We start from the raw sequence: 17,741 nt of genomic DNA on the forward strand, positions 1-17,741 counted from the left end.
GCAGCGTTTCAGGGTAATTCCCGCTGAGGAGTTATGAACGGAAAGGACACCGCCCCATGCGTGATCTGACGCTTTATATCGGCAACAAGCGCTATTCTTCCTGGTCGTTGAGGCCATGGCTTGCCATGGAAGCATCGGGCATTCCGTTCAAGGAAGTGCTGATCCCGTTTGATTTTCCGGCCGGAAATCCGCGTTTTCGCGAACTTTCGCCGGTCGGCCTCGTGCCGGTGCTGCATCACGGCAAGGTCCGGATCTGGGAATCGCTGGCGATCATCGAATATGTCGCGGAGCTTTACCCCGAAGCCCAGCTCTGGCCTGCTGACAGGGTCGAACGCGCCGCCGCCCGCACGCTTTCCGCGGAAATTCACGCGGGCTTGCGGGCACTGCGCGGCGCCTGCCCGATGAATTTCGGCCGCAAGCCGTCGCCGCTGGCGGTCGATGATGCCGTAAAGGCCGATGTCACCCGCATCAAGACCATGTGGCGCGATGCGCTTGAGGCCTCGGGCGGGCCTTTCCTGTTCGGCCATTTTTCTGCTGCTGACGCCATGTATGCGCCTGTCGTCAACCGCCTGGAGATCTACGAACTGGCCGATGACAGCGTGACGCTTGCCTATATGAATGCGGTCAAAAGCCTGCCCGCTTTCCAGCGCTGGCGTGACGGCGCGCTGGCCGAAAGCTGGATTATCCCGGAAGAAGAGATCTGAGGCTGAATGGCTGCTTTCCGGTATGAGTCAAAAAAATGCCGGAGGGACTGGTCAAACGGGCACAAGACCTGTATAAGCGCGCCAAATTTCATGAATTTCAAGGACGAACTTGCGGTGGTTATGCCCGCCGCGGATCAGGCCTTGCCGAAACTGGAGTAGTCCAATGGCTGTACCGAAAAGAAAAACGACCCCGTCCAAGCGCGGTATGCGCCGTGCTGCAGACGCTCTCAAGGCTCCGGCATATGTCGAAGACAAGAATTCCGGCGAACTGCGCCGTCCGCACCATGTCGATCTGAAGACCGGCATGTATCGCGGCCGTCAGGTTCTGACGCCGAAGGAAGCCTGATCGAAAGATCGGTTTACCGAAAAGCATTTGAAAAGCCGTCCCTCGGGGCGGTTTTTCTGTTTTCGGGACCCGGCAAAATGGATGGCGTCTGAAACCGTTTCAGACGCCATGCGCTTTAAAGATTGTCGATTCGGTCCTGCAGAACCCGCAGCTGGTTGCGCAGGTCGTCGAGGTCTCCGGTCACCGCATGAACAGCCGGTTCCTCTGCATCGCTGTCGTCGGCTGTGGCTTTGGTGCGATAGCTGCTGGCGCCAAGGCCGGAGCGGCGCGCCGCCTCTTCCTTGCGGTAATATTCCCGCTTGAGCGGGTTTTCATAAAGCGCCTTGTCCATCTGCTCGCGCATATGGGCCTGCTGTTCGGAAAACGCCTTCATGGCATTTTCGAGAAAGCCGGGCAGCATGGCCTGCATCTGGTCGCCGTAATAGCCGATGATTTCCCGAAGGAAGGAGACCGGCAGGACGCCCTGTCCGGATTTCGCTTCCTGTTCGAAGATGATCTGGGTCAGCACCGTGTGGGTGATGTCGTCGCCCGACTTGGCATCCTGAACGGTGAATTCCTCTCCCTGTTTCACCATGTCCGCCAGATCTTCGAGCGTCACGTAGCTGCTGGTGCCGGTATTGTAGAGCCGGCGATTGGCATATTTCTTGATCGCAGTCGGTCCGTCGCGTACGGGCATTTGTCTCTCCTCCCCGCGTTTGTCGTTTCCTCTTCCCACCCCAGATGTAACCTCAAAAAACGTGGTGTTACAATCGTTTTATCGCAATGCAGCGACAACGCCCTATCCTGCAGCGGCCGGCCTGTCATCGCCGGTGCGGGGCCAAGACGGTGTTTTGCGGGCCGTTTGGAACCATGGATTTGTGACCGAAAGGCCGCAGTCGCGGACCGGCCGCGCTGTTGCGCAGGGCCGATATCGCAAGTGCAGCACCTGCGTCGTTCGGCCTTGTCGGGTCCGTGTGTTGTCGCCGGCTTTTCCACAGGCCTCATGTCTCTCGTCTTGTCGTGCCGGCTGCTGCAAACGCTCCCCGGGGCAGGGCATCTGGAAACCATGTGTCGCAGACATCACATCATATGTGCCTGACTTCGAACGAAGCTGCAGGCTGTCGAAACGGGAGGAAAAATCATGGGCATTGAAAAGGTTGACGATCTTAAGGTGATCGTCAGTGGCGGAACCGGCGGTATCGGCGCGGCAACGGTGCGTTTGCTCGCTGCAGGCGGTGCGAAGGTCATGATCGGCGATCTTGCTGACGACGCCGGTGAAAAACTTGCCGGGGAACTGGGTGAAAACGTGCGTTTCCATCGGTTGGACGTCAGCCGGCCGGAAGACTGGGAGGCCATTGTTGCGGCCACGGAAGAGGCTTTCGGCGGCGTCAATGCGCTGTTCAACAATGCCGGCATCGTGCAGTTTTCCAGTGTGAAGGACTGCACGCCCGAAGATTTCCGCAAGATCATGGACATCAACGCCAATGGCGTCTTCTACGGGATGCATTTTGCCGCACCCGCAATCATCAGGGCAGGCGGCGGCGTGATCGTGAATACCTCGTCCACCGCCGGCCTTTACGGGGTCGCATCCGTATTCGGCTATGCGGCATCGAAATGGGCGGTGCGTGGCATGACAAAGGCGGCCGCGCTCGATCTGGCGCGCGACAATGTGCGGGTCTGCTCCATTCACCCCGGGCCGATTGCCACACCGATGACGGCGGATCTCGGGGATGACCTTGTCGCCAGCCAGCCGATAGCGCGCTACGGACAGCCGGAAGAAGTCGCGCGCCTCGTCAGGTTTCTGCTGGTCGAGGCGAGCTATTCCACCGGCGCGGAATTCATCATCGATGGCGGCGCAACAACCGGCTCACTCGAACCGGTCAAATAGCCTGCCGCCGAAAAGACCACAAAAAAGAGGCGGTCCGTCGAGACCGCCTCTGTCTGATGCTTCAGGTGAACGTGCGAACGTTTTCAGCTCGTGCGGCTTGCCAGCTGGACGCTCAGGCCTTCCTTGAGGCTTGGCACGGCGACGATGTAATCGACCTTGTTGGCCTTATAGGCCTTCAGGAACTTGTAGTAATCCTTGAAGACAAGGCACCCGTGTGAATCGCCCGGTGTCCGCAGCATGTAGGTGTGGGCCAGCAGCCCGGTCCGGCCGAGAGGATGGGTGCCGTCAACCGACGTCATCCGCAGGGCCGGCACGCCATGGAAAAGCGACTCGCGCATGGTCAGCTTGTAGGTTGCCGCGGGCACGGCGCCGGCCATCTTCACATGGGTATAGTCCGGGTTGTCGCGGTACTTGCCCTTGCCGGAATGCGCCTCCATGACCTCGCCGTCGGGCATGTAGACCTTGCCGGCGGCGATATCGTAAACGGCCACCTTGGATGTGCGTTCCGGCACTTCCCCGAAAATGCCGTCGAGGCCGTCATGGCCGAAATCGGCATAGGCAAGGGTGAGGGCGGCCGGGCGTTTTTCCGGTGTGGGGATTTCGCCCGGCGCAAGCCGGGAATCGTCAGCGCCCTGCAAGACCAGCTTGAAGGCGTCGTCGGCGCCGTCTGCCGGGTGATCCTTGGGCGAAACGCTGGCGAGCGCGGTGCTTGCAGGAATAGACTCCGGCGTTTTGGTTGCGGCCGGTGTTGCCGGGGTCAGCTCCGGCGGCAGGCCGGCGAGGGCAACATTGGCATCGGCATTTTCGGCGATCTGCTCGCCGACCAGCTTGCGCTGCCGGTCCGTCAGGGCGGAGTGGCCGCTGCGTTCAAGCTTCGGCTTGAGATAGGAGAGGCGTACATCCTCGGGCTTCAGCGTCTGTGCCCGTCCCTGTCCTTCCCGCGCGGCCAGAAGACGCGACGCCTTGGCGCTTTGGGCGCGTTCCGGTGACCGGAAGGCCGGGTTTACCGCCAGAAGCGCGCTGCCCGAAGCGGCAAGATGCGGCCTGGAGACTGTCGCCGAAATGATGGGCGATGATGCAATCGTGGCGATCGCGCCCCCTGTGACAAGCAGGATGGCGGATGCTGCCACCAATCGGAACAAACGGCTTTTATGGCCGCCACGAATGGACGAATGTCTGGTTTTTCTCGACGTCACGAGCCACACTTCCTACGCAATACTCAAAGATGGTGTGTCTGTTTTCAGCCGGCAAATTAATGCACTCAGGGTAAATTTTTCATTACCCCGGCTTTCGCAGGCGTGTTTTTTCGTCAGAGCAGGTTTTTCACAGAAACACCGGGGAACTTTGAAACCAGATTTTGCGTTAGTGCGTTTGGTTGAAGTGTGTGGCAAAAGAGCCGCGAGAAATGCCGCTGTCATGCAGATGCCTTTCGTGTGCTGAACGGCCCCCGAAAGGACCTTGACGTTCGCGTAAATTTTTCGTCTGAATTTGCCGGTATTGGCAAAAAGCGGACAAAATGCGGCCGGAAGAAAAAAGGCCTGGCGCGCAGCGCGTCGCGGGAAACATGCGGCATGAAACAACAACATTCCACCCGCTGCGAGGCTTGCGAAGGTCTCTGTTTCCGTTCAATATCCGCCCGACCGGTCCTGGTGCCGGTCAATTTCAGATTGCCAATTTCATAGCAAGCTGCGGACCGGTTTGACAAGTTTGGCCTGCTTTTCTCCGGTTGGCCCGCATTGATCGGTTTTCGGCCATGAGGCCTCGACTTGGTTGAGAATTTTCATCTCTACGCCACGCTGGCAATTATCGCCGGAACGATTGTCTTCTATGCACTCGACCGATTTCCCGTCGAGAGCATAGCGCTTGCCTCGATCTCGCTGCTGCTGGTGCTGTTCGGCACGTTTCCCTATCAGCCGGAAACCGGCAGCGCGGTTTCGATTGAAGCCCTGCTTTCCGGCTTCGCCTCGCCGGCACTGGTCACCGTTCTGGCGCTGCTGATCGTTGGCAAGGGGCTGTTTGCCACCGATGCGCTTGAAGGCCTCACCAACCGGATCGGCCGGATGTATGGCGGCAATCCGCGGCTCTCCATCGCCATTATTCTTGTCGTTGCGGGGGTGACGTCGGCATTCCTGAACAATACGCCGGTGGTTGTCATTTTCATTCCGGTGCTGACGTCGCTTGCGGCCCGTTTCCGCCTTCCGGCCTATCAGATTTTCATGCCGCTTTCCTTCATCACCATTTTCGGCGGCATGACGACGATGATCGGCTCGTCCACCAACCTGATCGCCGCCGGCATGGCGGCGCGGGAAGGGCTGGATATCGGTTTCTTCGATATTACCGGCATGGGGCTGATACTGGCGGGGGTCGGCTATCTCTATGTTCTGTTCATTCTGCCCCGAATTCTCGACAGCGAACGTTCGGAGGAAAAATCCGGTCTTCAAAGTTCAGGCACGCAGTTTCTGGGCGAGATCGTCCTGCAGTCGTCCAGCCGTTTTGCAGGCGACAGTGCGCGCTCGGGGTTCTTTCCCAACCTCACCCCGATGTCGCTGCATGCGCTGATCCGCAACGGCCGGGTTCTGTTGCCGCCCTATGATGACGGGCTCACCCTTGAGCCGGGCGACCGGTTGCAGATGACCGGCACGCGCAAGGCCTTCATGGACATGCTTGCCAAGGGCGAGATCAGCCTTTCCGAGCCGCCAGATGGCACCGTGCCGGCGCGTGAGCGCAAGGTCGGGCCGCACTATCACCTTGCCGAGGCCGTGATTGCGCCCGGTTCGCTGTTCGAAGGGCGAACGGTGCGGTTCAGCGGTATTCAGCAGCGCTTCCACGTCACGATCTTCGGGGTCAGGCGCAAAAGCCGGATGGCGCGCACGCCGCTTTCACAGCTGCGGTTCGAGGCCGGTGATACGCTTCTGATCGGCGGCAATGAAGATGACGTCATGTCGATGCGGGGCAATCACGACCTTCTGCTGCTCGAACATTCGGCCGAAAGCGTGCCGCCGCGCGACAAGTCGCTGATTGCCAGCGTCATTTTCGGGGGCATCGTGGCGTTGTCGGCGACCGGGCTTTCGCCGATGGTGGTCAATTCGGTGGTCGGCGCGTTGCTGATGATCGTTTTCGGTTGCCTGACCTTTCAACAGGCCGCCCGCGCCTTCGACCGCCAGATTTTCCTGCTTGTCGGCGCTTCCATTGCCATGGCAACCGCGCTGGAGGCGACCGGCGGCGCGCGCCTGATTGCCGAAGGCATTGTGGGGCTGGGCGGCGGCTCGTCGGCGCCGGTGGTTCTGGCCCTGCTGTTCATTGCGGTGGCGCTGTTGACCAACCTTTTGTCGAACAATGCGACATCGGCGCTGTTCATTCCGATTTCGCTGGACATGGCGCGCCGGATCGGGGCGCCGCCGGAGGTGTTTGCCGCTGCCGTCATCTACGCAGCCAACTGCTCGTTTGCAACGCCGATTGCCTATCAGACCAACCTCATGGTCATGGGGCCGGGGCATTACGGCTTTCGCGATTTCCTGCGCGCCGGTCTGCCGCTGATCGCGCTCATTACCGTCGTCTTTTCGCTGCTGGCGCCGTGGTATTACAATCTCTGACGCGCCGGTTCAGCCGGTGGCGTCGCGATAGTCGAGACCAATGTCGAGAACCGGGGCGGAATGTGTCAGCCAGCCGATGGAAATCAGATCGACACCGGCTTTTGCGACATCACCTGCCGTTTCCGGCGTGATCCCGCCGGAGGCTTCGGTGATGGCGCGGCCGGCAACAATTTCAACGGCGCGGCGCAGCGTCTCGGCGGACATGTTGTCAAGGAGGACCGCATCGACGCCTTCGGCCATGGCTTCTTCGAGTTGGGCGAGCGTGTCGACCTCGACCTCGATCTTCACCATATGGCCGGCGTTTTCCTTCGCGCGGCGGATCGCGGTGGCAATGCCGCCGGCAATGGCGATGTGATTGTCCTTGATGAGCACGGCATCGGCAAGCGAAAAACGGTGATTGCCGCCGCCGCCGGCCCGTACGGCGTATTTCTCCAGCGCCCTGAGGCCCGGCGTCGTCTTGCGTGTGCAAACAATGGCAGCGCCCGTGCCGGCAACCGCCTTGACCACGCCTGCCGTGACCGTGGCGATGCCGGAGAGATGGCCGAGAAAATTGAGCGCGGTGCGCTCGCCGGTCAATAATGCACGCGACGGACCGGTCACGGTCGCGATGATATCGCCGGCCGCAATGGCGCTGCCGTCTTCCGCGTGCCGGGTCAGGCGGATCGATGGATCGACGAGCGTGAAAGCGAGTTCTGCGGCATCGAGCCCGGCGACCACGCCCGGCTTTCTGGCAGCCATGACCACCGAGGAGTGATGGGCCGGCGGAATGACTGAATCGGCGGTGATATCGCCGGCAAGGCCGAGGTCTTCTTCAAGCGCACGGCGGACGGCAGGTTCGATGACGAGGCGGGGCAGGGACTGCATGTCAGGCGCTCCGGGCGAGTGAATGGTGGATCGGGTGTGCGCCGGAAATGGTCCCGGCGGCCGTGAAAATTTCATCGAGGGTCATGGTGCGACGGTGCGGGTGCGCGGATTTTTCCGGAAAATCGCTGCGGGCATGGGCACCGCGCGATTCCGTGCGCAAGGCCGCGAAAACAGCGACCGAAAGCGCCACCACGGCCGGATCGGCGTCTGGGCCGGTGCTTTGCGCGAGCGGCAGAAGCGCTGTGACGGCCGTTGCAAGCGCGGGGCCGTTGCGGATCACCCCCAGATGGCGGGAGACGATCGAGCGCACCCGGTCCGTCTGGGCGGCCGGCGGCACGGCCGTGGCAATCGAATGGCTGGTGGCAATGCCGGGGCGGGCGGCGATATCCCGTGCGGCGGCCAGGCCTGCCGCTGCGGCTTCCAGCAGCGAATTGCTGGCAAGCCGGTTGGCGCCATGCAGGCCCGTGGCTGCGCATTCCCCGACGGCCCACAGGCCCGAAACGGTGGTGCGCGCATCGATATCGGTGGCGATGCCGCCCATGTGGTAATGCTCGGCGGGACGCACGGGGATGCGATCTGTCGCCGGGTCGATCCCTGCGCGCGCGCAGATTCCGGTAATGGCCGGAAAGCGTGTGGAAAAGCGAGCCCGAAGTGCCGGCGGTGCATCGAGAAAGACTTTTCGGCCAAGGGCCATTTCAGCGGCAATCGCACGGGCGACAACATCGCGGGGCGCCAGTTCGGCGCCCGGTGTTTCGGCAAGAAAGCGCTCGCCCCTGTCATTGACCAGGATTGCGCCCTCGCCACGGACAGCCTCGCTGATTAGCGGCAGAGGCCTTGTCGCAGAGGCCAGCGCTGTCGGGTGGAACTGCACGAATTCCATATCGGATAGGGCGGCGCCCGCGCGGGCGGCCAGCATCACGCCCTGTCCGAAATTCCCGGCCGGGTTGGTCGAGGCATGATAAAGCCCGCCAATGCCGCCGGTTGCCAGCACGACGCGACCCGTTTCGATGGGGATAGCCCGATCGTTGCGGACGCAGAGAAGGCCGCGCACGCTGTTATCCTCAACCAGCAGGCGGCGGACCTCGGTGCCGGACATTACGGTGACGGAGGGCGTGGCGGCAACCGCCTTTGCAAGTGCCGCGACAATGGCCGCGCCGGACGCGTCGCCGCCGGCATGCAGGATCCGATGGCGCGAATGCGCCGCTTCAAGGCCGCGCTGAAATGCGCCGTTTTCCTCCCGGTCTAAAATAACGCCGTGGCGCTCCAGAAAGGCGATGACCTCGGGTGCTGCGGAGACAATGGCGCGGGCGGCATTGCGATCGGAAAGACCGTCGCCTGCGCCAAGGGTGTCTTCAAGGTGCAGTTCGGGGCTGTCATCCTCGCCCAGCGCTGCGGCAATGCCGCCCTGGGCCCAGGCACTGGAGGTCCCGGCGCCGAGTTCGGCCCTGGTGATCAGCAGAACCGGCTGCGGCGCGAGTGCCAGCGCGGTGACAAGGCCGCCGATGCCGGAACCGATCACGGCGACAGGCGCGCTCATACTGCAAGCATCCGTTCAACCGCGCGCCGTGCGCCATCGGCAATCGCCGGATCGACGATCACCTCGTGGCGGTTTTCCTCAAGGGCTGCGCGGATATTGGCGAGCGAAATGCGCTTCATATGCGGACACAGGTTGCAGGGGCGCACGAAATCGACCTCGGGGTGCTGCACGGAAACATTGTCGCTCATCGAGCACTCCGTCAAAAGCACCACGCGTCCGGGTTTGGCGCTGCCGACATAATCCGACATGCCGGCCGTGGAGCCGGAAAAATCCGCCTCCGCGACAACCTCGGGCGGGCATTCGGGATGGGCGATGATGGTGACGCCCGGCCAAGCCTCGCGCATCTCGCGCACATCATCGGCCGTAAACAGTTCATGCACTTCACAATGGCCATGCCAGGCAATCAATTCGACATCGGTTTCGCGCGCAATGTTGCGGGCCAGATATTCGTCCGGCAGCATCAGCACTTTCGGCACGCCAAGCGATTCCACCACGCGTTTGGCATTACCCGAGGTGCAGCAGATATCCGAAGCCGCCTTCACGGCCGCCGATGTGTTCACATAGGTCACCACCGGCACGCCGGGATGGGCCTGGCGCAGAAGTGCGATGTCTGCGGGGGTAATGGAATCGGCAAGCGAACAGCCGGCGCCCATGTCGGGGATCAGGACCGTCTTTTCCGGGTTCAGCAATTTTGCGGTTTCGGCCATGAAGTGAACGCCGGCCAGCACGATCACGTCAGCCTCGACCCGGGTTGCCTCACGGGCAAGCGCCAGACTGTCCCCGACGATATCGGCGACGCCGTGAAAGATTTCGGGGGTCTGGTAGTTATGCGCCAGAACGACGGCATTGCGTTCGTTCTTCAACCGCAAAATGGCTTCGATATCGTCTTCGAAGCTCAGCCATTCGGCTTTCGGAATCACATGCGAAACGCGCTCATAGAGAGCGGCGGAGAGGGGAGCGTTCATCTGCATTTCCTCCTTGCGGTCGGATATCGGCTCCGACGGGTAATTATACTCACTTAGAGTATATGTAGAGCGGAGTCATAATCTCATGCCTCGGCAATGTCAAATCGCCCTTGCCGTTGAGGCCTGTTCTGTTTCGGCGGAGCGGGGAGGTGCAGCGTTTGGCGGCTGCGAAGAGGGCCGATTTGCGCCGGCTGTTTCGCGGCTGGAATGCGGCCACTGATGCCCGTTGCGCACAAAGGGTCGTGGTTCCGTGGGCGTGCCGCGGATGCCGTCTGCAGTCGTGGATGTTCTGTTTATGCGGTCTCCGGAGGATGGCGCGTTGTGCCGCCGGTTCTTCCGGTGGCTTACATGCGCGCAACCGGCAGCCGTGAACCGGCAAGCGCACGTTCGGTCAGGATCGCATGGCGGTAGCGGTAAAGCCGGGCGGGGCGCCCACCGGTCTCGCTCGTCGTTTCGCCGGTTTCCTCAATCAGCTGCTGCTGGTCGATCTGGCGGCGGAAATTGGGTTTGTGCAGCGTCAGCCCGGCCAGCGCCTCGACGCCCTTTTGCAGCTGGAGCAGGGTGAAGCTTTCCGGCATCAGCTCAAAAATCACCGGCCGGTACTTGATCTTGGCGCGCAGGCGGGCAATCGCAGTGGCGAGGATGCGGCGGTGGTCGCCGGCCATCGGCTTGCCGAACCAGAACGCGGGCGCAAGCCCCGCTTCGGCAATCAGCCCGGCCTCGTACATCAGCTCATAGCGCTGCAGCACCAGTTCTTCGTTCCAGGCCATGTCGTCGAGACCAAATGCATAGGCGATGCGGTGCAGGCGATGCGCCCGTCCGGGGCGGTCGCTCATGCCCCACTGGGTCAGCATGTCGGTGATCTTCTCGAGGATTTCGGGTCTGCCGCCGCGCAGGTCCTCCCATGGAAAATAGGTGTACCAGTCTTTCCACAAAGGCCGTCCGCCGCCCGGCGGTGCCTGTTCGCGCACAAGCCCCAGATAGCTGATCGAAATGGTCCGCAGGTCATCCGGGCCGCGGTCGCGGTCGGCAAAGGTGTAGAGCTGTTCGAGGTAGCCGACGGGGTGGCCGGTCTGGCTTTCCACCCATGAGCGCAATCCGGCCTGCAGGCTGCGGTGGTCGCTTTCGAACGGTCCCGAAGGCAGGGCAGCACCGGTGCGCACGGTCATGACGCGCGGCACGTCATCCGTCAGCGCAGTCAAGACGGCAATCAGTTCGGGGTGGACGAGAGCCTCGGTCACGGTCGCTTCGCTCTTTCTCATGTATAAAGGGCGGTAGCACCAAATGCCTTTTGCGCCAAGAAAAAGCGCGCGGTTATTTTGTCCCGGGCAGGAAGCGCGCCCGCACCCGCTCATCGACCGTGTCGCTGTGTTCGGCGTCAAACCAGCGCGCGTCGTGCACTTCCAGAAGGTTTGGCGTCAATGTGCCGGAAACGAACGCGGCGAAGCGGATATCGAGATGATAGTGTTCCGGTTCGCCCTTTCTGCTGTTTTCCGGGATGCGATGCAGATCGAGGCTGACGGGCATTTCATCCGGAGCGAGTTCGGCGATCAGGCCGGTTTCCTCCCTGCATTCGCGGCAGGCTGCTTCCGCCGGCGTTTCGCCGGGGTCCAGGTGTCCGCCGGGCTGGAACCACTTGCCGGTCGCCCTGTGATGGATCAGCGCAATGCGCGTGGCGTCCGGCGAAAATGCAAACAGCGACGCCGTTGCGTGCACCGGAAAGGTGTGGCGGCTCGCATAGTCGACGGCGTCGCGCACAAAGGCGCTGTAGCGGGTGGAAAAGCGTGCGTCATAGGCGGCAATAACGGATTTTACGGTATTGTCCTGTTTCACGTTGCCTCTTCCGCCCTGTTCCGGTTTGACGGATGACAATAAACCGCGAACCTCTGCTTTCATAGCGAACCGGCGGGTCACCCTGTGGACAGTAATCTTGTGTAATTCAGACCCGTGTTGTGAGACATAGCATTGCGCGGAAGCTGCCTTAATTTGCCATTTTTGTCGTATTTCGCAAAGTTATAGCGATTTCATTGCGGTGTGACGATTTGCGATATGTCCGGTCTTTTGTTTTTTGATTGCATGGTCAAGAAAAAGCGCTAGTCTCGCCACAAGTGTGACATCTGCGGTTGGGGCAGATGAGCACGGGTCTTGATGACGTTGCGCTGTCCATAGCGGGCCGGACGTTGAGAAGGGTCTCCTGCACGACAGAACAGACTGATGACTGGCATTGCCGGAGACATTCTGCAGATCATGACGGGCCTTGCCCGTTTCAAAGGCTGATTTCACTTCAACAAGGGGAAAATGATGAAGAAACTGAAAGCTTTGGCTCTCGCTACGAGCGTCTTTGTCGCGCTTGGCGGTGCTGCCAGCGCCAAGACGCTCGTCTACTGCTCGGAAGGTTCGCCGGAAGGCTTCGATCCTGCGCCATACACATCCGGCACCACCTTCGATGCCGCCTCGCGCACGGTCTATAACCGTCTTGCCGAATTCAAGCACGGTTCCACCGAAGTCGAGCCCGGTCTTGCCGAAAGCTGGGATGTTTCCGACGACGGCCTGGAATACACTTTCCATCTGCGTCCGGGCGTCAAGTTCCAGACGACCGATTATTTCACGCCCACGCGTGAGATGAATGCCGACGACGTCATCTTTTCCTTCATGCGCCAGATGGATGAATCCAGCCCCTGGTATCAGTATGCTCCGGGCATCTCCTGGGAGTATTTCAACGGCATGTCGATGCCCGAGCTCATCAAGAGCATCGACAAGGTCGACGACATGACGGTGAAGTTCGTGCTGAACCGCCCGGAAGCGCCGATGATTGCGAACCTGGCCATGGACTTCGCCTCCATCGTTTCCAAGGAATATGCCGATCAGCTTGAAGCCGATGGCTCGATGGAGCAGTTCAACCAGAAGCCGGTCGGTACGGGTCCGTTCACCTATGTTGCCTATCAGCAGGATGCTGTCATCCGCTACAAGGCCAACCCGGACTATTTCAAGGGCCAGCAGGCGATCGACAACCTGATCTTTGCCATCACCACGGATGCCGCCGTGCGTCGCCAGAAGCTTGAAGCCGGCGAATGCCAGATCATGCCTTACCCGGCGCCGGCAGACATCGAGGCGTTGCAGGAAAACGACGACCTGACGGTGATGGAGAAGGAAGGCCTGAACGTCGGCTACCTCGCCTACAACACCAAGATGGCGCCGTTCGACAATCCGAAGGTCCGCAAGGCGCTGAACATGGCGATCGACAAGCAGGCCATTCTGGAATCGGTGTTCCAGGGCGCCGGTGAAGTGGCCAAGAACCCGATCCCGCCGACCATGTGGTCGTATAATGACGACGTTCAGGACGACCCCTACGATCCGGAAGCCTCAAAGGCGATGCTGGAAGAAGAAGGCGTCACCGATCTCTCGATGAAGATCTGGGCAATGCCGGTTCAGCGTCCGTATAACCCGAACGCCCGCCGTATGGCCGAGCTGATGCAGGCTGACCTCGACAAGGTCGGCGTTGATGTCGAGATCGTTTCCTATGAGTGGGGCGAATATCTGGCCCGTTCGTCTGCCGAAGACCGCGACGGTGCGGTTCTGCTCGGTTGGACCGGTGATAATGGTGACCCGGACAACTTCCTTGCCGTTCTGCTCGGTTGCGATGCTGTCGGCGGTTCCAACCGCTCGCAGTGGTGCTACCAGCCGTTCGAGGACCTGATCCAGAAGGCCAAGGTCACGTCGGATACCGAAGAACGGACCGAGCTCTACAGACAGGCTCAGGTGATCTTCAAGGAACAGGCGCCGTGGAACACGATCGCCCACTCCAAGGTGTTCATGCCGATGACGACTTCGGTTGAAGGGTTCGTCATGGATCCGCTCGGCTACCACCGCTTCGACGACGTCGACATCACCGAATAACAAGAACGACATTCAGCATTGGGGCCGGCTTGTCCGGCCCCTTCGCAATGAAGGCGTAATCGCATTATGCTCAGATTTCTTTTCAGCAAACTGCTGCTGATCATTCCGACCTTTATCGGAATTACGATCGTTGCCTTTGGCTTTGTGCGTGTCCTGCCCGGCGATCCCGTGCTGCTTCTGGCCGGCGAGCGCGGCATGGACCCCGACCGCTATCAGGCGCTTCTTCACCAGTTCGGCTATGACCGCCCGGTTGTCATTCAGTATCTCGACTATGTGTGGGGCCTGCTGCATGGCGATTTCGGCATCTCGATTGCCACCAAGCAGCCGGTCTTCAGGGAGTTCCTGAACCTGTTTCCGGCAACCGCCGAACTTGGCCTGTGTGCGATGATCCTGGCGGTTGCCATCGGCATACCCGCCGGCATCCTGTCTGCGGTGAAGCGCGGATCGGTCTTCGACCAGGCCACGATGGGCATCGCGCTCACCGGCTATTCGATGCCGATCTTCTGGTGGGGGCTGCTGCTCATCATCCTGTTTTCCGGCATTCTGGGGTGGACGCCTGTCTCGGGGCGTATTTCGCTTCTCTACTATTTCCCCTCCGTCACCGGTTTCATGACTATCGACTCGTTACTGTCGGGGGAAAAGGGGGCATTTAGCTCCGCGCTGTCCCACCTCATCCTGCCGTCGATCGTGCTGGCCACCATCCCGCTTGCGGTGATTGCGCGGCAGACGCGCTCTGCCATGCTGGAAGTGCTGGGCGAGGATTATGTGCGCACCGCCCGGGCCAAGGGGCTGGCAAACAAGCGTGTTATCGGCGTTCATGCGCTCAGAAACGCCATGATCCCGGTTATCACGACCATTGGTCTGCAAATCGGCATGCTGATGGCGGGTGCTATTCTGACGGAAACGATCTTTTCGTGGCCGGGGATCGGCAAGTGGATGATCGATTCGATTTCGCGGCGCGACTATCCGGTGGTGCAGGGCGGACTGGTGCTGATCGCCGGTCTGGTCATGCTCGTCAATCTGGTTGTCGACCTGCTTTACGGTCTCATCAACCCGCGTATCCGCCACCAGTAGGAGCTCAGCCATGTCAGACAACACGCTGGGCCAACCGGCCCGACAGAAAAATATCCGCCTGCAGATGCTCTCCGAATTCTGGCATTATTTCAGCCAGAACAAGGGGGCGGTCGTCGGACTTTGCATCATCGTGGCGCTGGTTCTGGTGGCCATTTTCGCCCCGCTGATTGCTCCGCACAATCCCGACCAGCAATATCGCGACATGTTCCTCACGCCGCCGTTCTGGCAGGAGGGCGGCACGCTTTCCTTCCCGCTTGGCACGGATGCCGTCGGCCGCGATATTCTCTCGCGTCTGATTTTCGGTTCGCGCTATTCGCTGGCCATCGGCATGATCGTGGTGTCCATTGCGCTGCTGCTCGGCATCACGCTTGGCCTTCTCGCCGGGTTCTTCCGCGGCTGGGTCGATGTTGCGATCATGCGCGTCATGGACGTGATCCTGGCGTTCCCGCCGCTTCTTCTGGCGCTGGTGCTGGTTGCCGTTCTCGGCCCCGGCCTGTTTAACGCGATGATCGCGATTGCGCTGGTGTTGCAGCCGCATTTTGCCCGTCTGACCCGCGCAGCGGTGATGGCCGAGGCACGGCGTGAATATGTGATTTCGGCCCGCGTTGCGGGCGCGCGCAATCTGCGGCTGATGTTCAAGACCATTCTGCCGAACTGCCTTGCGCCGCTGATCGTTCAGGCGACGCTTTCGTTTTCGAACGCCATTCTGGAAGCGGCGGCCCTTGGCTTTCTCGGTATGGGCGCGCAGCCGCCGACACCGGAATGGGGCACGATGCTGGCCGAGGCGCGCGAGTTTATCCTGCGTGCATGGTGGGTTGTGACCTTCCCCGGCCTTGCCATCCTGATTACCGTGCTTGCCATCAACCTTGTCGGTGACGGGCTGCGCGATGCCCTCGATCCCAAGCTGAAGCGGAGTTAAGCCCATGCCGCTACTGGATGTTCAAAATCTTTCGGTCAGCTTTCCCACGGCAAACGGCCAGTCCACGGTCCTGCACAAGGCGTCCTATACGGTCGACGCGGGCGAGGTTCTGGCTATCGTCGGCGAAAGTGGTTCGGGTAAATCCGTCGCCATGCTCGCCGTCATGGGCCTGCTGCCGCCGACGGCAACGGTCACGGCCGATCGTATCGCCTTTGAGGGGCGCGATATCTCGCACCTTTCGGCAAAGGACCGTCGCAGGATCATCGGCAAGGATATTTCGATGATCTTTCAGGAGCCGATTGCCAGTCTCAATCCGTGCTTCACTGCCGGTTTCCAGATTGACGAGGTTCTCAAACAGCATACCGATCTCGACAAGAAGGCCCGTCATGCGCGCGCTCTCGAGCTTTTGAACGATGTCGGCATGCCGAACCCGGAAGACCGTCTGAAAGCCTATCCGCATCAGATGTCGGGCGGTCAGTGCCAGCGCATCATGATCGCGATTGCCATGGCCTGCTCGCCGAAGCTTCTGATCGCCGACGAACCGACAACCGCGCTCGACGTGACGATCCAGAAGCAGATCCTCGATCTGCTTGCGCGCTTGCAGGCGGAAACCGGCATGGCGCTGATCATGATCACCCATGACATGGGTGTTGTCGCCGAAACCGCCGACCGTGTGATCGTGCAGTATCAGGGACGCAAGATGGAGGAGGCCGATGTGCTTACCCTGTTTGAAAATCCCGCACACGCCTACACCAGGGCCCTGCTTTCCGCGCTTCCCGAAAACGCCACCGGCGACCGGTTGCCGACGATCGATTACGCGGCGGACTACACGGGAGAACAGGCATGAGTGATATCGTTGCTGCGGGCAGAAACATCGTCCGCGATTACATCGTGCCGGGCGGGATGTTCCACAAGGCCCGCACCGTCAGAGCGCTGAAGGGCATCGATTTTTCGGTCGAGCGCGGCAAGACGCTGGCGCTGGTCGGCGAATCCGGCTGTGGCAAGTCCACGCTTGCCCGGATCATCACCATGATCGACGCCCAGACCGACGGCACGCTCGAGATCGGCGGTCAGTCCATCGACATCAACAGGCACCGTCCGACGGCCGAGATGCGCCGCAAGGTGCAGATCGTGTTCCAGAACCCCTATGGCTCGCTCAATCCGCGCCAGAAGGTCGGCGATGTGCTGATGGAACCGCTGCTTCTCAACACCGACATGAGCGCCGCCGACCGCCGCGACAAGGCGCATGACCTCCTGAAAAAGGTCGGGCTTGGCCCGGAGCATTTCGAACGCTACCCGCACATGTTTTCCGGCGGCCAGCGTCAGCGTATCGCCATCGCCCGCGCGCTGATCCTCAATCCGAGCCTGCTTGTGCTGGACGAACCGGTCTCCGCGCTTGATCTTTCGGTGCAGGCGCAGATCCTCAACCTTTTGGCCGACCTGCAGGACGAGTTCAACCTCACCTATGTCTTCGTCAGTCACGACCTTTCGGTGGTGCGCTATATCTGCGACGAGATCATGGTGATGTATTTCGGCGAGGTGGTGGAGCGCGGTACGCGCGATCAGGTGTTCACCGATCCGCAGCACGAATACACGCAGACGCTGTTCAAGGCGACGCCACGGGCCGATGTCGACAGCATCCGCGCCCGTCTGGCAGCCAAACAGGCGAAGATGCAGTCTTCGGCAGGCTGAAACAGCGGCGCCCCCTTCACAAGGGGGCCACGCCTGCCGGTGTGTTCCGGTTATGAAGCCGGATACTTTCCTCTCAAGGCATGCCCGGGCCTTGTGCATATCGCCCGATTTTCCCTTCTGAACACGGTGCGCGCCCGGATTGTTTCCGGGCGTGATGTCGTCTGGCGCGGCGATGGTGGGACGTCGCCGACGAAGTGACTTTGCCAGCGCGCACCGCGCTCTTTTCATCGATAATACGGTTTGTCGCTGTTCCATCAGGCGTCGCGTCCAGGCGGCTGCAATT

Annotated in this window: 16 protein-coding genes; 9 read left to right on the plus strand and 7 right to left on the minus strand. The window is 60.9% G+C overall.

Going from position 1 to position 17,741, the window contains the following annotated elements:
- The first annotated feature begins 56 nt into the window (after positions 1-56).
- Positions 57-704, plus strand: a complete 648-nt coding sequence (locus ACHZCU_RS10540) for a glutathione S-transferase family protein (RefSeq protein ID WP_319518741.1) — start codon at positions 57-59, stop codon at positions 702-704.
- 163 nt (positions 705-867) lie between these two features.
- The gene (gene rpmF / locus ACHZCU_RS10545; RefSeq protein WP_106309639.1) at positions 868-1,050 is read left to right on the plus strand and encodes a 50S ribosomal protein L32; all 183 of its coding nucleotides are present in this window, start codon (positions 868-870) and stop codon (positions 1,048-1,050) included.
- Positions 1,051-1,165: 115 nt separating this feature from the next.
- Here the strand turns inward: rpmF and phaR are convergent, their stop codons facing one another.
- Positions 1,166-1,726 (minus strand): polyhydroxyalkanoate synthesis repressor PhaR, encoded by a 561-nt coding sequence (gene phaR / locus ACHZCU_RS10550; protein ID WP_319518742.1) that lies wholly within the window; start codon positions 1,724-1,726, stop codon positions 1,166-1,168.
- A 444-nt stretch (positions 1,727-2,170) separates the two neighbouring features.
- Here phaR and ACHZCU_RS10555 point away from each other — a divergent pair, with 444 nt between their 5' ends.
- The gene (locus ACHZCU_RS10555; RefSeq protein ID WP_319518743.1) at positions 2,171-2,917 is read left to right on the plus strand and encodes an SDR family oxidoreductase; all 747 of its coding nucleotides are present in this window, start codon (positions 2,171-2,173) and stop codon (positions 2,915-2,917) included.
- An 83-nt stretch (positions 2,918-3,000) separates the two neighbouring features.
- On the opposite strand, the gene ACHZCU_RS10560 is transcribed toward ACHZCU_RS10555, so the two are convergent.
- Entirely contained in the window at positions 3,001-4,047 is a 1,047-nt protein-coding gene (locus ACHZCU_RS10560; protein WP_319519781.1) for a DUF2778 domain-containing protein, read from the minus strand.
- A 636-nt stretch (positions 4,048-4,683) separates the two neighbouring features.
- Here ACHZCU_RS10560 and ACHZCU_RS10565 point away from each other — a divergent pair.
- Positions 4,684-6,510, plus strand: coding sequence for an SLC13 family permease (locus ACHZCU_RS10565; RefSeq protein WP_319518744.1), 1,827 nt, complete (start codon positions 4,684-4,686; stop codon positions 6,508-6,510).
- 9 nt (positions 6,511-6,519) lie between these two features.
- On the opposite strand, the gene nadC is transcribed toward ACHZCU_RS10565, so the two are convergent.
- The 5 genes from nadC to ACHZCU_RS10590 form a co-directional block, all read right to left on the minus strand.
- Positions 6,520-7,374 carry a carboxylating nicotinate-nucleotide diphosphorylase gene (gene nadC / locus ACHZCU_RS10570; RefSeq protein ID WP_319518745.1) on the minus strand — a complete coding sequence of 285 codons (855 nt, stop codon included), beginning with the start codon at positions 7,372-7,374 and terminating at the stop codon, positions 6,520-6,522.
- Position 7,375: 1 nt separating this feature from the next.
- Positions 7,376-8,911 carry an L-aspartate oxidase gene (locus tag ACHZCU_RS10575; RefSeq protein WP_319518746.1) on the minus strand — a complete coding sequence of 512 codons (1,536 nt, stop codon included), beginning with the start codon at positions 8,909-8,911 and terminating at the stop codon, positions 7,376-7,378.
- A complete protein-coding gene (gene nadA / locus ACHZCU_RS10580; RefSeq protein ID WP_319518747.1) occupies positions 8,908-9,876 on the minus strand; it encodes a quinolinate synthase NadA in 969 nt (322 codons plus the stop codon). Before nadA ends, ACHZCU_RS10575 begins: the two co-directional genes overlap by 4 nt.
- 344 nt (positions 9,877-10,220) lie before the next feature.
- Complete coding sequence (locus ACHZCU_RS10585; RefSeq protein ID WP_319518748.1) at positions 10,221-11,117, minus strand: hypothetical protein; 897 nt, start codon at positions 11,115-11,117, stop codon at positions 10,221-10,223.
- Positions 11,118-11,190: 73 nt separating this feature from the next.
- Complete coding sequence (locus ACHZCU_RS10590; RefSeq protein WP_319518749.1) at positions 11,191-11,709, minus strand: NUDIX hydrolase; 519 nt, start codon at positions 11,707-11,709, stop codon at positions 11,191-11,193.
- Between the two features lie 468 nt (positions 11,710-12,177).
- On the opposite strand from ACHZCU_RS10590, the gene ACHZCU_RS10595 reads away from it, so the two are divergent.
- The 5 genes from ACHZCU_RS10595 to ACHZCU_RS10615 all read left to right on the plus strand — a co-directional run bounded on the left by ACHZCU_RS10595 (position 12,178) and on the right by ACHZCU_RS10615 (position 17,458).
- Positions 12,178-13,773 (plus strand): ABC transporter substrate-binding protein, encoded by a 1,596-nt coding sequence (locus ACHZCU_RS10595; protein ID WP_319518750.1) that lies wholly within the window; start codon positions 12,178-12,180, stop codon positions 13,771-13,773.
- 66 nt (positions 13,774-13,839) lie between these two features.
- Complete coding sequence (locus ACHZCU_RS10600; RefSeq protein WP_319518751.1) at positions 13,840-14,847, plus strand: ABC transporter permease subunit; 1,008 nt, start codon at positions 13,840-13,842, stop codon at positions 14,845-14,847.
- A 10-nt stretch (positions 14,848-14,857) separates the two neighbouring features.
- Positions 14,858-15,766: an ABC transporter permease subunit gene (locus ACHZCU_RS10605; protein WP_106309665.1), complete on the plus strand. Its 909-nt coding sequence runs from the start codon at positions 14,858-14,860 to the stop codon at positions 15,764-15,766.
- Positions 15,767-15,770: 4 nt separating this feature from the next.
- A complete protein-coding gene (locus ACHZCU_RS10610; RefSeq protein WP_106309669.1) occupies positions 15,771-16,613 on the plus strand; it encodes an ABC transporter ATP-binding protein in 843 nt (280 codons plus the stop codon).
- Positions 16,610-17,458, plus strand: a complete 849-nt coding sequence (locus tag ACHZCU_RS10615; protein WP_319518752.1) for a dipeptide ABC transporter ATP-binding protein — start codon at positions 16,610-16,612, stop codon at positions 17,456-17,458. Before ACHZCU_RS10610 ends, ACHZCU_RS10615 begins: the two co-directional genes overlap by 4 nt.
- The last annotated feature ends 283 nt before the right edge of the window (positions 17,459-17,741 follow it).

The organism is uncultured Martelella sp. (genome assembly GCF_963677965.2).
In the GTDB taxonomy this organism is placed as follows: Bacteria; Pseudomonadota; Alphaproteobacteria; order Rhizobiales; family Rhizobiaceae; genus Martelella; species Martelella mangrovi.

What these genes read in the sequence shown, in the direction of transcription:
- ACHZCU_RS10575 (WP_319518746.1), bottom strand. Translation starts at nt 8,911, where the DNA reads ATGAGCGCGCCTGTCGCCGTGATCGGTTCCGGCATCGGCGGCCTTGTC.
- ACHZCU_RS10595 (WP_319518750.1), top strand. Translation starts at nt 12,178, where the DNA reads ATGAAGAAACTGAAAGCTTTGGCTCTCGCTACGAGCGTCTTTGTCGCG.
- ACHZCU_RS10600 (WP_319518751.1), top strand. Translation starts at nt 13,840, where the DNA reads ATGCTCAGATTTCTTTTCAGCAAACTGCTGCTGATCATTCCGACCTTT.
- nadC (WP_319518745.1), bottom strand. Translation starts at nt 7,374, where the DNA reads ATGCAGTCCCTGCCCCGCCTCGTCATCGAACCTGCCGTCCGCCGTGCG.
- ACHZCU_RS10615 (WP_319518752.1), top strand. Translation starts at nt 16,610, where the DNA reads ATGAGTGATATCGTTGCTGCGGGCAGAAACATCGTCCGCGATTACATC.
- ACHZCU_RS10540 (WP_319518741.1), top strand. Translation starts at nt 57, where the DNA reads ATGCGTGATCTGACGCTTTATATCGGCAACAAGCGCTATTCTTCCTGG.
- rpmF (WP_106309639.1), top strand. Translation starts at nt 868, where the DNA reads ATGGCTGTACCGAAAAGAAAAACGACCCCGTCCAAGCGCGGTATGCGC.
- nadA (WP_319518747.1), bottom strand. Translation starts at nt 9,876, where the DNA reads ATGAACGCTCCCCTCTCCGCCGCTCTCTATGAGCGCGTTTCGCATGTG.
- phaR (WP_319518742.1), bottom strand. Translation starts at nt 1,726, where the DNA reads ATGCCCGTACGCGACGGACCGACTGCGATCAAGAAATATGCCAATCGC.
- ACHZCU_RS10555 (WP_319518743.1), top strand. Translation starts at nt 2,171, where the DNA reads ATGGGCATTGAAAAGGTTGACGATCTTAAGGTGATCGTCAGTGGCGGA.
- ACHZCU_RS10610 (WP_106309669.1), top strand. Translation starts at nt 15,771, where the DNA reads ATGCCGCTACTGGATGTTCAAAATCTTTCGGTCAGCTTTCCCACGGCA.
- ACHZCU_RS10605 (WP_106309665.1), top strand. Translation starts at nt 14,858, where the DNA reads ATGTCAGACAACACGCTGGGCCAACCGGCCCGACAGAAAAATATCCGC.